At 67.3% G+C, this 12,688-nt stretch carries 14 protein-coding genes; 7 read left to right on the top strand and 7 right to left on the bottom strand.

The genetic code is table 11. The features are described from left to right. The first annotated feature begins 122 nt into the window (after positions 1-122). Together FZ938_RS30775 and FZ938_RS02170 are read left to right on the top strand one after the other, a co-directional pair. Positions 123-308 carry an entericidin A/B family lipoprotein gene (locus tag FZ938_RS30775; protein ID WP_085089334.1) on the top strand — a complete coding sequence of 62 codons (186 nt, stop codon included), beginning with the start codon at positions 123-125 and terminating at the stop codon, positions 306-308. 39 nt (positions 309-347) lie between these two features. Next, positions 348-536 carry a hypothetical protein gene (locus FZ938_RS02170; RefSeq protein ID WP_149197050.1) on the top strand — a complete coding sequence of 63 codons (189 nt, stop codon included), beginning with the start codon at positions 348-350 and terminating at the stop codon, positions 534-536. A gap of 61 nt (positions 537-597) precedes the next feature. On the opposite strand, the gene FZ938_RS02165 is transcribed toward FZ938_RS02170, so the two are convergent. Continuing rightward, entirely contained in the window at positions 598-2,583 is a 1,986-nt protein-coding gene (locus FZ938_RS02165) for a lytic transglycosylase domain-containing protein (protein WP_246457436.1), read from the bottom strand. Between the two features lie 36 nt (positions 2,584-2,619). Between FZ938_RS02165 and dapA the strand changes: the two genes are divergently transcribed. The 3 genes from dapA to FZ938_RS02150 are packed head-to-tail and all read left to right on the top strand — an operon-like array spanning position 2,620 to position 5,026. After that, positions 2,620-3,495 carry a 4-hydroxy-tetrahydrodipicolinate synthase gene (dapA, locus tag FZ938_RS02160; protein ID WP_149197048.1) on the top strand — a complete coding sequence of 292 codons (876 nt, stop codon included), beginning with the start codon at positions 2,620-2,622 and terminating at the stop codon, positions 3,493-3,495. Between the two features lie 30 nt (positions 3,496-3,525). Beyond that, on the top strand, positions 3,526-3,999 hold the full coding sequence (gene smpB / locus FZ938_RS02155) for an SsrA-binding protein SmpB (RefSeq protein WP_042704640.1): 474 nt from the start codon (positions 3,526-3,528) through the stop codon (positions 3,997-3,999). A 4-nt stretch (positions 4,000-4,003) separates the two neighbouring features. Then, a complete protein-coding gene (locus tag FZ938_RS02150; RefSeq protein ID WP_149197047.1) occupies positions 4,004-5,026 on the top strand; it encodes a class I SAM-dependent methyltransferase in 1,023 nt (340 codons plus the stop codon). A gap of 38 nt (positions 5,027-5,064) precedes the next feature. Here the strand turns inward: FZ938_RS02150 and FZ938_RS02145 are convergent, their stop codons facing one another. Continuing rightward, a complete protein-coding gene (locus FZ938_RS02145) occupies positions 5,065-6,048 on the bottom strand; it encodes an aldo/keto reductase (protein WP_149197046.1) in 984 nt (327 codons plus the stop codon). A gap of 95 nt (positions 6,049-6,143) precedes the next feature. Between FZ938_RS02145 and FZ938_RS02140 the strand changes: the two genes are divergently transcribed. Continuing rightward, positions 6,144-6,794 carry a TetR/AcrR family transcriptional regulator gene (locus FZ938_RS02140; RefSeq protein WP_149197045.1) on the top strand — a complete coding sequence of 217 codons (651 nt, stop codon included), beginning with the start codon at positions 6,144-6,146 and terminating at the stop codon, positions 6,792-6,794. On the opposite strand, the gene FZ938_RS02135 is transcribed toward FZ938_RS02140, so the two are convergent. From FZ938_RS02135 to FZ938_RS02115, 5 genes are all read right to left on the bottom strand, one after another. Then, positions 6,766-7,635 carry a helix-turn-helix transcriptional regulator gene (locus tag FZ938_RS02135; protein WP_149197044.1) on the bottom strand — a complete coding sequence of 290 codons (870 nt, stop codon included), beginning with the start codon at positions 7,633-7,635 and terminating at the stop codon, positions 6,766-6,768. The two genes, FZ938_RS02140 and FZ938_RS02135, sit on opposite strands and share 29 nt — an antisense overlap. A 43-nt stretch (positions 7,636-7,678) precedes the next feature. After that, positions 7,679-8,236 (bottom strand): YbhB/YbcL family Raf kinase inhibitor-like protein, encoded by a 558-nt coding sequence (locus tag FZ938_RS02130; protein WP_425492007.1) that lies wholly within the window; start codon positions 8,234-8,236, stop codon positions 7,679-7,681. Between the two features lie 91 nt (positions 8,237-8,327). After that, positions 8,328-9,332: a porphobilinogen synthase gene (gene hemB, locus FZ938_RS02125; RefSeq protein WP_246457435.1), complete on the bottom strand. Its 1,005-nt coding sequence runs from the start codon at positions 9,330-9,332 to the stop codon at positions 8,328-8,330. Positions 9,333-9,449: 117 nt separating this feature from the next. Next, on the bottom strand, positions 9,450-10,373 hold the full coding sequence (locus FZ938_RS02120; protein WP_246457434.1) for a metallophosphoesterase family protein: 924 nt from the start codon (positions 10,371-10,373) through the stop codon (positions 9,450-9,452). Positions 10,374-10,392: 19 nt separating this feature from the next. After that, positions 10,393-11,286, bottom strand: a complete 894-nt coding sequence (locus FZ938_RS02115; RefSeq protein ID WP_149197042.1) for a diacylglycerol/lipid kinase family protein — start codon at positions 11,284-11,286, stop codon at positions 10,393-10,395. 282 nt (positions 11,287-11,568) lie between these two features. On the opposite strand from FZ938_RS02115, the gene FZ938_RS02110 reads away from it, so the two are divergent. Further along, a complete protein-coding gene (locus tag FZ938_RS02110) occupies positions 11,569-12,630 on the top strand; it encodes an enoyl-CoA hydratase/isomerase family protein (RefSeq protein WP_149197041.1) in 1,062 nt (353 codons plus the stop codon). Positions 12,631-12,688 lie beyond the last annotated feature (58 nt).

The following is a 12,688-nucleotide window of genomic DNA, read 5'->3' as shown; positions in this document are numbered from 1 at the left end:
CGCCGGTGGGTGCGGAACCAAGCCGTCGCAGCCCCGTTGTCGAAAGCAGAGACGAACGACACCCAGGCCATCGCTCATTTCCTTACAACCCCAGTCCCCTCACCCCAGACCGGAGAGACACCATGCAGCACGCCAAGAACCGCCGGCAGCGCGCCACCGCCCGCGCCATCCCGTTCCCCGCGCGCGAGGTGGTGATCCTGACCTTCCTGATGGCGCTCGCCGCCATGCTGACCGGCTGCAACACGGTCGAGGGGGCCGGGCAGGACCTCCAGTCCGGCGGCCGGGCGATTGAACGGACGGCCGAGTAAAGCGTTATCCGAGGGACCCACCTTATCAGGAGTTGCCGCATGAGCGATCCGCAGAAGCCGTCCACCCCCGGCGAGATCCCGCCCCCGTCCAATCCGAACCCGCCGCAGCCCGGCCGCCCGACGACGCCCGATCCCTACCCGGTGCCGGACAATCCGGGCATCCTGCCGGAAGTTCCCCCGCCGGCGGACGAGCCGATGCCGGGAATGCCGAATCCGACGACCGCGTGATTGGCCGAAGGGGAACGCGAGAGATCGGCGAGTCCGATCTCTCCCATCCTTCCCACCACCCCTAGCGCCGCAGGTCCTTGTCCAGGTTCGGCTCCGCACGGTCGCCGTTCAGGCGGGCGCGATAGACCTGGACGGCCTCAAGCACGCGCTGGACATAGTTGCGGGTTTCGGAGATCGGGATCAGCTCGATCCAATCGACCACGTCGATGGATTCGGTTCGCGGATCGCCATAGGTCTGCAGCCATTGGCGGACACGGTTCGGACCGGCGTTGTAGCCGGCGATGGCCAGCACCCAGGAGCCGTTGAAGCGGTCGATCAGTTCGGACAGATAGGCCGATCCCAGCGTGACGTTATAGCCGGGGTCGGACGTCAGCCGCGCGTTCGTGTGCTTCAGCCCCAGCTTTCCCGCCACCAGCTGCGCCGTCGTCGGCATCAGCTGCATCAGCCCGCGCGCGCCGGCGGACGAGACGATGGTCGGGTTGAAGGTGCTTTCCTGCCGGATGATGCCATGGACCAGCGCCAGTTCCGGCGCCGACGGACGGGCGTCGATCATCGGATAGCCGGCCTCGACCAGGAACACGTCGTTCTGGGCGGCATCCTTCGCGGCAGCCACGGCAAGATCGCGGCGCCCGACTTCGCTCGCCAGCCTCGCGGTCAGGACATAGTCGGCCGGCGTCTTGGCATCCAGGCTGATGCGGCGGACGAAGCCGGTCACCTGATCGGCGGCGTTCCCGCCGATTTCCGACAGCAGGCGGGCGACGCGCACCACCTCACGCTTGTTGAAGGCGGCCGCCTCGGCGCTGGACACCGACGGCGGGGTGGGCAGGGTGACGGCGCCACCGGAGACATGGCGGAAGGCCAGCTGACCATAGAAGGTGGTGGGGTAGGTCGCGGCCTTGGCATACCACTCCCGCGCCGGACCGGTCTGGCCCAGCGCTTCCGCAGCGCGTCCGCACCAATAGGCGCCGCGCGCCTTGCTGATCGGTGCACTGACCGACCGGTACAGCTTGTGGAAATGAGCGAAGGCTTCGGACGGCTTGTCGAGGAAGCGCAGGGCCAGGAATCCCGACAGGAACTCGGCGTCGGCGAAGGCGCTGCCCTCGCTCATGCCGTTGGCGCTGACCAGACGGTAGGCGAGGTTGTAGTCGCCCCGCTCCATGGCCCGACGGGCCAGCAGATGGCGTTCCGACCACCAGGCCTGCGGGCGGCCCATGTCGGCGCCGGCCTGGGCGATGATCTCCAGCGCGCCGGCATCGTCGCCCTTGCGCCGCAGGTAGCGGGCGCGGTCGAACATCAACCCCGGATCGTTCAGCAGGCTGGGCGGCACGCGCGCCAGAATTGCATCGGCACCCGCGCGGTCGCCGTCCAGCGCGATGCGTGCCTCGATCAGCATGTCATAGGCCTCGTCGAAGAAGGGCAGCATCCGGCGCACCGGAGCCTCCTGCTTGGCCCACAGCAGCCGGTCGATGCGCGCCTTGTGATCCTGTTGGCGCAGATAGGGCGTGTAGTGGGCGAGGAAGGTCGCCTCCTCGTCGGCGGTGAAGGTGCCGTCGGCCCACTGCTTGCGGATCAGGGTGGTCGCGCGCTCGGCGCTGCCGGTCGCGATCAGCGCGTCGGCATAGCGGACGAAGCCGTCGTTGGTCAGCGGCGGGTTCTGGCGGAACCACTCCACCACATCGGCGGGCGGGATGTCGGGCATCGCCATTTCCGCCTGCCGGCGCAGCGCCGCCATGTTCGGCCAATCCGGATTCTCGCGGATGAAGGCGGTGATGTCGCTGAAGCTGCCGCCGCCGGGATTGGCCAGCGCGATCCAGCGCAGAACCTTCGCCGGTAACGGATCCTGCGCGCGGGACGCCGCGGCCAATGCGTCGGCCAGCCGTTCGTCATCGGCGAGCTTGAAAGCCTCGCGATAGATGGCGATGTCCTGCTGGCTCAGCGCCGCGGCGGGAAGGGCGCCGGGAAGTGCCGCGAAAAGGGTGAGGAGACCCGCGAAAACAGAGATCCGGGCGCTCTTGCCGAGGGCGGCGGGGAGGGATAATGTGCGCAACTCTTTTTTCCAGCTAAGCCGACTGAGGAGGCAGCCATGTTCCACGGTTCCATCGTCGCCCTTCTGACTCCGTTCAAGGGCGGGAAAGTGGACGAGAAGGCCTTCCAGTCCTTCGTGGAGTGGCAGGTCGCCCAGGGCACCCACGGTCTGGTGCCCTGCGGCACCACCGGCGAATCGCCGACCCTGTCCCACGAGGAACACAACCGCGTCGTGGAGCTTTGCATCGAGGCGGCCGGCGGCAAGGTGCCGGTCATGGCCGGCACCGGTTCCAACTCGACCGACGAGGCGATCGCCCTGACCCGCCATGCCAAGCAGGCAGGCGCGCAGGCGGCGCTCGTGGTCACGCCCTACTACAACAAGCCGTCTCAAGAGGGTCTGTACCAGCATTTCAAGGCGATCCATGACGCGGCGGATTTGCCGATCTTCATTTACAACATTCCGGGCCGCAGTGTCGTGGATATGTCTGTGGCGACGATGGCGCGGCTTGCAAAGCTGCCCAACATCGTCGGCGTGAAGGATGCGACCGCCGATCTGTCCCGCCCGTCGCGCCTGCTGCAGGAGGTCGGTCCCGACTTCATCCAGCTGTCGGGAGAGGACGCCACGGCGCTGGCCTTCAACGCGCAGGGCGGCGTGGGCTGCATCTCCGTCACCGCGAACATCGCGCCGGCGCTGTGCTCCGCCATGCAGACCGCCTGGGCCAAGGGCGACCTTCAGGAAGCCTTCCGCCTGCGCGACGTGCTGTCGCCGCTGCACGACTCGATGTTCGTCGAGACCAGCCCGGCCCCGGTGAAGTTCGCCGCCAGCCTGCTGGGCCTGGGCACCGACGAGGTGCGCCTTCCGCTGGTTCCGGCGTCCGACGCCGCCCGTACCGCTGTGCGTGGAGCCATGACCAAAGCCGGCCTGTTGTCCTGAGCGACGGAACGGGCCGTATAGGAGAGAGATTTGGCGACGCGCGAAGAAGCTAAAAAATATGCGGCGCAGAACCGCCGCGCGCGGTTCGACTTCTTCATCGATGATGTCCTCGAGGCCGGGATCATGCTGACCGGGTCGGAGGTGAAGTCGCTGCGCGGCGGCCGCGCCAGTGTGAACGAGGCCTATGCCGGCCTGAAGGGCGGGGAGCTGTACCTGTTCAACGCGTACATCCCCGAATATCTCCAGGCCGGCCGCATCGATCAGCACGAACCGAAGCGTCCCCGCAAGCTGCTGGTCCGCCGCCGCGAGCTGGACAAGCTCGCGGCCGGCATCAAGCAGAAGGGCGTCACGCTGGTGCCGATGTCGGTCTATTTCAACGACCGCGGCTACGCCAAGGTCGAGATCGGTCTCGCCACCGGCAAGAAGAAGCATGACAAGCGCGAGAGCGAGAAGGAACGCAGTTGGCAGCGCGACAAAGCGCGGCTGATGCGCGACAAGGGTTAAGTCGTTGGCACGTCTCGACAACCGGGCCACGGACCGCGACCAGACCGTCGCCGCCGTGGCCGCCGAAGCCTTGTCCGAAATCCGGCCACAGGGCCGGATTCTCGTCGCCTTCGACAGCGACGGCGCCATCGCCGAGGCGCTCCGTGACGGCGGGGCCGAGGTGGTGGTTTGGAACCGGCTCGCCACAGGTGGGCAGAACGCCTCGCCCTGGCCGGCGGAGGGCGCCTTCGACGGCGCCGTCCTGCGCCTGCCGCGCGGCTGGGCCGGGTTCGAAATGGCGCTGCACGCGCTGGCCTCCCGCCTCGCCCCCGGCGCCCCGCTGTGGATCGCCGGCGGCAACGACGAGGGGGTGACCAGCGCGCCCAAGCATCTCGACGGGCTGGCGGAAGAGCCGGAAACCCTCATCATCAAGCGGCGCGCCCGTTTGCTGCTGACCCGCCGCACCGATGCGCCGGCCAAGGGTGGGCTGGAGGACTGGCGGCAGACCGTCACGCTGACGCTGCCCGATCGGACGCTGGATCTGGTGTCCTATCCCGGCCTGTTCGCCCATGGCCATCTCGATGCCGGCACCGAATGCCTGCTGAAGGTGCTGCCGGAGGTGGCGGCCGGCACCCGCGTGCTGGATTTCGGCTGTGGCGCCGGGGTGATCGCGCGGGCCGTGCGCGAACGCCAGCCGGATGCGCCGTTGACCCTGCTGGACATCGACGCGGTGGCCCTGCACGCCGCCCGCCAGAATGTACCGGATGCCGAACTGGTGCTGAGCGACGGTCTGGCCGGGCTGGGCACCCGCGAGCGCTTCGGCCTGATCCTGTCCAACCCGCCGCTCCACCGCGGCAAGGACGAGGATTTCGGCATGCTCGACGCGCTGGTCGCGGGGACGAAGCAGTACCTGAAGCTGCGCGGCACGCTGGTGGCGGTAACCCAGCGGACGGCCGGTGTGGGCAAGCTGTTCAAGACCGCCTTCGGCCACAGCGACATGCTGATGGAGACCACGCAGTTCCAGGTCTGGGCGGGGACGCCGAAGTAGGGAGAGCAGGGGCCTTGCTTGGCAAGGCCCCAATCCGCTCACACATTCACCCCCCGCATCCCCTCCGCCGTATAGCGATCCCCCGCCGCGACACCCGGCGGCAGCGCATCGCTCAGCGCCTTCACCTCGGCATCGGACAGCGTCACCGCGGCTGCGCCGACATTCTCCTCCAGATACTTGATCCGCTTGGTTCCCGGAATCGGCAGAATCTCCGGTCCCTGGGCCAGCAGCCACGCCAGCGCCACCTGTCCAGCCGTGCAGCCCTTCTGTGCCGCCAGCGCCTTCACCTGCTCCACCAGTGCCAGATTGCGGTCGAAATTATCCCCGGCGAAGCGCGGCGCGATGCGGCGGAAGTCGTTCTCGGCGAACTGGTCGGGACTGCTGACGGCACCGGTCAGCATGCCGCGGCCGAGCGGGGCGTAGGCGACCAGTGAGATGCCCAACTCGTGGCAGGCCGGCAGCACCGCCGCCTCCACGTCGCGGGTCCACAGCGAATATTCGCTCTGCACCGTGGCGATGGGGTGAACGGCGTGGGCGCGGCGCAGGGTGGCGGCCGACACCTCCGACAGGCCGAGCGCCCGGACCTTCCCCGCCTTCACCAGATCGGCCATGGCGCCGACCGTATCCTCCACCGGGATGTCCGGGTTCACGCGGTGGGCGTAGTAGAGGTCGATGGTCTCCACCCCCAGCCGCTTCAGCGAGGCATCGCAGGCTTGCGCGACATAGGCGGGGCTGGTGTCGACCCGGCGGGCATACTCACCGGGCTGGCGGACGATGCCGAACTTGGTCGCGACCGTCACCCGGTCACGTTTGCCTGCCAGAAAGCGGGCGAGCAGCGATTCGTTGTGGCCGCTGCCGTACATGTCGGCGGTGTCGTAATGGGTGACGCCAAGCTCCAACGCCCGTTCCAGCGTGGCGAGCGATTGAGCATCGTCGGTCGGGCCGTAGAACTCTGACATGCCCATGCAGCCGAGCCCGATTTCGGAAACCGAGAGAATACCGCCGATATTGCGCTGTTTCATCGCTTTACCCCTCCCGTGCCGCAGCCGGGCGGATTACCCTGGGAGCCTGCGGCAACAACTACACTACACTGTGCAGTGTACTTAGAGGGTGGGGAATGTCAACGTCTCAGGCGGGAGGTGGCTCGCGCGGTTCGGTCAAGCGGGATGCGGTGGTCGAGGCGGCGACCCGCGCCTTCCTGACCCAGGGCTACGAGGCGTCCTCGATGGACGCCATCGCCGCCGACGCCAATGTGTCGAAACGCACCGTCTACAACCACTTTCCCGGCAAGCGGGAGCTGTTCCAGGCGGTGGTGTCCGGCCTGTACGAAGGGTTCCGCAGCGCCGACGGCCAGAGTCTGCTTTCCCACGACCAGCCACCGGAGCAGGCGTTGCCGGTCTTCCTGCGTTCCCTGCTGGTCCATACAGGGCGGCCGGAAGTGCGCGGCCTGCTCCGCTTGGTGATCGCCGAGCATCAGCGCTTTCCCGAACTGTCACAGGACTATCTGGAGGGTGGGAAGAGCCAGGCTTATGCGCTGCTGGACGACTACATCGCCGCCCAGCATGCGCGCGGCCGGTTGAATGCGCCCGATCCGCATGTGGTGGCGACCCAGCTGCTCGGCGGCATGAAGGAGGTGCTGTTCTGGCCGACCATGCTGGGGTTGCCGGTCACCGCCGATCCGGAGCGGGTGATCGCTGATTCGGTCGCGGCGTTGCTTCGCGCCTATGGCACCGCACCGGTCAGCGCCCCCGCAGGCCCGAAGGGTTGATGCCCACCGCCGCCCGGATGCGGCGGGCGAAATGGGAGCGGTTGGCATAGCCGCAGGCCTCCGCCGCCTCCTGAACGCTCAGTCCCTCGTCCTGCAGAAGGTCACGGGCGTGGGCGACCCGTTCCTCCGTCAGAATGCTGCGGACCGAGCAGCCCTCTTCGGTCAGGCGGCGGCGCAACGTGCCGGTGCTGAGGTTGAGCGCGCCCGCCACGCGCTCCGCGGTCCAGGGCATGTCCGGCTGGGTGCGCAGAAGCTGACGCACCGCGTCGGCGATTCCCATCGGCGCCACCGGACCCAGCCACCAGACGCCGTCTTCCAGGAGAGCCAGCAGGACCTCCATGCAGCGATGCTCCACCAGCTTGGACGGCAATGGCGGGTCGGCGGTCAGGCCGGCGGCGGCATGGTGGATGGCGTCGGTCAGGGCCGGCATCAGGGCGACATGCCAGTCACCGGGCCGGGCGCGCGGTGCCAGCCCATCGGTGCCATGGGCACGCAGCAGCCGCCGGACCATCTCCGCCGGGAATTCCAGCACCAAAGCCCGGTAGCGGCCACCGGTGCCGGGATCGTTCACCACCGAGCCGCACCAGCCCGGCGGCAGCAGCATGGCGCTGCCGGCCGGGAAGCGGCGGGTGGTGCCGGATTGGTCGGTCAGCTCCTTGGTGCCTTCCAGAACGGCAATCAGGGCGGTGCGCTCGATCCGCACATCGGCCAGACGTTCGCGGTCATGAGCGATGAAGGCCCACAGCTGCGGCCGATGCGGACGATCTCCGGCGCTGGGACGCAGGTCGCGGGCGGCGAAGCGGGACAGGCGGGCGAGCAGGTCCGGACCCGTGACGTTCATCCTTCTGGCCTTCGCACATCCTAGGACCGGCCGGCGCGACCGATCAACGGCCGTAGCGGGCGGTGAGCGTCGCCTTGGCCAAGCTGGCGGCATTCAGGTTGAAGCCGACCATCGCGCCTGACGTGTCGGCCGAAAGCGGAAGGTTGTCCACCTTCAGCGCATGCACGGTGACGACATAGCGGTGCGGCTTATCGCCCTGCGGCGGGCAGGGGCCGCCATAGCCGGGAGTGCCGAAATCGGTGCGGCTTTGCACGGCTCCTGCCGGCAGTGTCGGCTTTTCCGGATCGCCGGCCCCGGCGGGCAGGCCGCGGGTGTCGGCCGGCAGGTTGAACACCACCCAATGCCACCATCCGCTGCCGGTCGGCGCATCGGGATCATAGATGGTGACGGCAAGGCTGCGGGTGCCGGCCGGCGGCTCCGTCCAGCTGAGGGCCGGCGACTGGTTGGCGCCGGTGCATCCGAAGCCGGAAAATACATTCCGTTCCGGTATCGGCGCTTTGTCGGTGAAGTCGGGGCTGTGCAGTTCGAACGCGGCGGCGGGGGAGGCGGCCAGCAGCAGGGCGGCGAACAATGCCGGGCGGACGGGGTTCATCGGGCTCATCGGGGCGTCTCCGTTGATCGGGATGCCCAGACGATAAAGGGCCGCGGATCGCTCCGCGGCCCCGAACTGCTCAAAGATGGTCCCGAACTGTTCAGCCTTGCTTCAGCAGCTTCGCCGCGTCCACCGCGCCATAGGTCAGGATGGCGTCGCAGCCGGCGCGCTTGAAGCCCATCAGCGTCTCCAACAGCGCCTTGTCGTAGTTCAGCCAGCCGTTGGCGGAGGCGGCACGCAGCATCGCGTATTCGCCCGACACGTGATAGGCGAAGGTCGGCACCGCGAACTGGTCCTTCACCCGGCGGATGATGTCGAGATAGGGCAGGCCCGGCTTCACCATCACCATGTCGGCCCCTTCCTGCAGGTCGCAGGCGACCTCGCGCAGGGCTTCGTCGGTGTTGGCGGGGTTCATCTGGTAGGTGGTCTTGTCGCCCTTCAGGAAGCCGCCGGAATTCACCGCATCGCGGAACGGACCATAGAAGGCGGAGGCGTATTTCGCCGCATAGGAGCAGACGCGGGTCAGCTGGTAACCCTCGGCGTCCAACCTGTCGCGGATGGCGCCGATGCGGCCGTCCATCATGTCGGACGGGGCGACGATGTCGACGCCGGCCTCCGCCTGCGACAGGGCCTGGCGGATCAGGACCTCGACGGTCTCGTCATTCTGGATGTAGCCGTCGCGCAGGAGGCCGTCATGGCCGTGGGTGGTGTAGGGGTCGAGCGCGACGTCGCCCAGGATGCCGACCTCCGGCGCCGCCGCCTTCACCGCGCGGATGGCGCGGTTCATCAGGTTTTCCGGATTGTAGGCTTCCGCCGCGTCCTCCGACTTGGCGTCCGAGCCGACGACCGGGAACAGCGCGATGCAGGGGATGCCCAGCGAGCCGGCCTGCGCCACCGCCTCGCACAGCAGGTCGATGGTCAGCCGCTCCACGCCGGGCATGGAGGCGACCGGCTCCCGCCGGTTCTCACCTTCGATCACGAAGACCGGCCAGATCAGGTCGTCGACGGTCAGCGTGTTCTCGGCGACCAGACGACGGGTCCAGGCGTCGGCGCGGTTGCGGCGCAGACGGGTGCGCGGGAAGGCGGCGGGCAGGGTGATCGGCATCGGGGAGACCATGCACTTAGAACGAGTGCGGCGATCCTACGCCTTCCCGCATAGTGAACTCAAGCCGCGGCGGCGGCTCCAGTCCTTTGGGACCGGGCCGTCTGCCTTGCGCAGGTCTCATGCCCCGCCGTGGGCCTCCCCGCTTGCATGTCGAGCGACCTTGTCCCAATGGGCCGCGACCGGGCCGTCGGTTGCCGGCCCCACGGCGACAGGACGAAAGCCGGTGTCCTGCCCCTGCAGCGTCCAGAGGTTCCCCTGCTTGCGATAGCTCGAGGTCAGCCCGCCGGTAAAGGCCGCACCCTCCCACGACCGCACCTCGAACCTAACCGAAGGATGGTCAATGGTGATGAGGTTGTAGGCATTGGTTTCGTTCCGCAGCCGTGTGGAGGTGGCGGTGGAGGCCTGGGCGACCAAGATGGAGCGGGCGATCTGGGTGTGGAAGCTCATGATGTCGCCGGAATAGGCCTTGTGCAGGTGGCCGGCCAGCAACAGGTCGACTCCGCAGCTTTCCAGCGCCGGCAAGGCGAGCTTGTGACGGCCGACCAATTGGGTCTTGGGCAGGTCGGGTGGCGGCAGGAAGGGATGGTGGGTGAACAGCACCTTGAACACGGTGTCCGGCATGCCGCAGAACACCTCGCGCACCCGCGCGATCTGGCGCCGGTTCATCCGCCCTTCGGAAAAATCCATGATGACCGGACGGGCGGTGTTGATGCCGAGCACCGCTATCTCGTCGTCGACATGCAGCGGGCTGAAATCGCTGGTGATGTATCGCCGGTAATGGCCGAATGGGTCGGTGAAGCGTTTGAACACGTTATAAACCGGGATGTCATGATTTCCCGGTACAGCCATGTAAGGAAAGGGCAATTTCTCCAGAAAGGCGCGGGCCTCCTGGAAATGGCGCGCTTTCGCCCGCTGCACGAAGTCACCGGAGATGACGATCAGGTCGGGCACCTGAGCAGTCAGATCGGCCAGCAGCCCGTCCACCACGCGCTGGTCGATCCGCCCGAAATGCAGGTCGGAGATGTGAGCGAGCCGTTTCACGCCATCCTCATCCTTTTTCTCAGCCCGGCGCCAGAACCTTCAGAGCCCCCGGGAGAATCCGATAGTGAAGCGGCGCGTGCAGCTTCCGGACCTCGCCATCGTTGACCATCTTCAGGTGGTGGCGGCGGCTGTGGACCGTCAGGCTGGTCACCGCATAGGTTTCCAAACCCTCGTCCTGCTTCCAGGAACCGGTAATCAGCCTTCCCATCAACCGCAGCATTGCGAATGCGTTCCGTTCACGGGCCACATAGACCCCAAGCTTTCCGGCATCGAGCGCCTGCCGGCTGAGGACGAGGCCGAATCCTTCATCATAGACGTTGTTGGAGACGACCAGGATCGGTGTGCGCATGCGCCGGAGCCCCTCTCCCCAGTCCAGCCGGACATCCAGCAACGGCAGACGGTAGAGTGTTTTCGCCATGGCCACCGCGGCTCCCGGCCATTTCAGCAGCCGGTGCTGCTTGCGCTGGCGTTCGCGTTCCTGAACCACCTGCGGATAGAAGCCGAGGACGGAACTGTTGGTGTAGGGTTCCCCATTCACCTCGGCGATGTCGATGACCCGAACCCGGCCGGCGGCCAGGGCCTCCGCCGCATCCCCAAGTTCAAGTGGAATGCGAAGATCACGCGCCAGAAGATTGAGAGTACCCAAGGGAAGGACGCCCAGCGTCTTGCCGGTCGGCAGCGCCAGCTTCACCGCGCTGTGCAGCGTGCCGTCGCCGCCGCCGACCACCACCGTATCGGCATCGGAGTCCAGCACCTGCCGGATCGTGTCGGTGCATTGCGCACCGTCGACCGTGTGCAGGTCCACCGTGGCGCCGTGCCGCTGAAAGGCGTTGCGGATCGCCGCCTCGGCGCCTTCGATCGGCCGGTCGACCAGCGATCCCGCCTGCCGGTTGAGTACAATTGCGACCTTCATGCGTCACCCGGCAGGATGTGGAGCGGCATCGGCATCTGACTTTCCGTAATGCTTCAGAGAGGAGCCGTTCTCAGATGAGAGCGTGATCGCAACGGTCCAAGAGGGGCGTTGTTCCTAATCCGCGTATCGGCGAACATCCGGATCCGTATGGTAGGTTTGACAGGGCCGCCGGCTCCCGTATCATCACTCTGGGCCGGTCTTCACGCCCTGGATCATCGCGGGGATGGAACAGACTGCTCGCCACCGCCCGATTCGCAACGATAACCGAGAAAATACAAGACGATGAGCGACGCTGCTGAGATTCTGTTCGAACGTCGGGGCGCGATCGGCCTCGTCACGCTCAACCGACCCAAGGCGCTGAACGCGCTGACGCTGGGCATGATCAGGCTGTTCGATCCGCAGCTCCGGGCATGGGATGCCGATCCGGAGGTCAAGGCCGTCGTGATTCGCGGCGCCGGCGAAAAGGCCTTCTGCGCCGGCGGCGACGTCGTCAGCCTGTACGAAGCCGGCAAGGCGGTGAAGGAAGGGCGCGGCGATACCGGGCCGATCCGTGCCTTCTTCAGCGAGGAATACGTGCTGAACCGGCGGATCAAGCGTCTGTCGAAGCCCTATGTCGCACTGATCGACGGTATTTCGATGGGCGGGGGCGTCGGCCTGTCGGTCCACGGCACCCACCGCATCGTCACCGAGCGCACGATGTTCGCCATGCCGGAAACCGGCATCGGCCTCTATCCCGACGTCGGCGGCACCTATTTCCTGCCGCGGCTGCCGGGACAGGTCGGCATCTGGCTTGGGCTGACCGGCGACCGGCTGAAGGCGGCCGACCTGCTGGCCATCGGGGCCGCTGATGCCTTCGTGCCGAGCGCCGGGATCGACGCGCTGATCGACGATCTCGCCGCCGGAGTCCCGGCCGACGAGGCGATCGCGGCCCATCGCGGCGATGCCGGCGAGGCGGCGGTGAGCGGCATCCGGGCCGCGGTCGACCGCTGCTATGCCTTCGACAGCGTGGAGGCGATCCTCAAGGCGCTGGAGGCCGAGGGGACCGACTGGGCGGCCGGCCAGCTTGCCACCCTGCGCCGGGTTTCGCCCACCAGCCTGAAGGTGACGCTGGCCGCACTCCGTCGCGGGGCCAAGCTGGATTTCGAAGGCTGCATGGTGCAAGAACTGCGCCTCAGCCTCGCCTGCCTTGCCGGGGATGATTTCTACGAAGGCATTCGCGCGGTGCTGGTCGACAAGGACAAGAATCCGAAATGGAAACCGGCGGAACTGGCCGATGTCGGCCCGTCGGATGTCGAGCGGCACTTCGCCGAACCGGCTGGCGGCGATCTGGTGTTCCGCGACTGACGAGCCGCCGTCCGGTAAGGATTCCGGGGGAATGGTCGCGCAAGCGGTCGCGGGACCA

It is taken from the genome of Azospirillum oryzae (assembly GCF_008364795.1).
GTDB classification, from domain to species: domain Bacteria; phylum Pseudomonadota; class Alphaproteobacteria; order Azospirillales; family Azospirillaceae; genus Azospirillum; species Azospirillum oryzae.
This window is presented reverse-complemented; position numbering and strand designations above follow the sequence as displayed.

Bases quoted from the DNA above. Each gene is read 5' to 3' on its own strand.
- FZ938_RS30775 (WP_085089334.1), top strand. From the start codon at position 123: ATGCAGCACGCCAAGAACCGCCGGCAGCGCGCCACCGCCCGCGCCATC.
- FZ938_RS02170 (WP_149197050.1), top strand. From the start codon at position 348: ATGAGCGATCCGCAGAAGCCGTCCACCCCCGGCGAGATCCCGCCCCCG.
- dapA (WP_149197048.1), top strand. From the start codon at position 2,620: ATGTTCCACGGTTCCATCGTCGCCCTTCTGACTCCGTTCAAGGGCGGG.
- FZ938_RS02145 (WP_149197046.1), bottom strand. From the start codon at position 6,048: ATGAAACAGCGCAATATCGGCGGTATTCTCTCGGTTTCCGAAATCGGG.
- FZ938_RS02140 (WP_149197045.1), top strand. From the start codon at position 6,144: ATGTCAACGTCTCAGGCGGGAGGTGGCTCGCGCGGTTCGGTCAAGCGG.
- FZ938_RS02135 (WP_149197044.1), bottom strand. From the start codon at position 7,635: ATGAACGTCACGGGTCCGGACCTGCTCGCCCGCCTGTCCCGCTTCGCC.
- FZ938_RS02130 (WP_425492007.1), bottom strand. From the start codon at position 8,236: ATGAGCCCGATGAACCCCGTCCGCCCGGCATTGTTCGCCGCCCTGCTG.
- hemB (WP_246457435.1), bottom strand. From the start codon at position 9,332: ATGCCGATCACCCTGCCCGCCGCCTTCCCGCGCACCCGTCTGCGCCGC.
- FZ938_RS02115 (WP_149197042.1), bottom strand. From the start codon at position 11,286: ATGAAGGTCGCAATTGTACTCAACCGGCAGGCGGGATCGCTGGTCGAC.
- FZ938_RS02110 (WP_149197041.1), top strand. From the start codon at position 11,569: ATGAGCGACGCTGCTGAGATTCTGTTCGAACGTCGGGGCGCGATCGGC.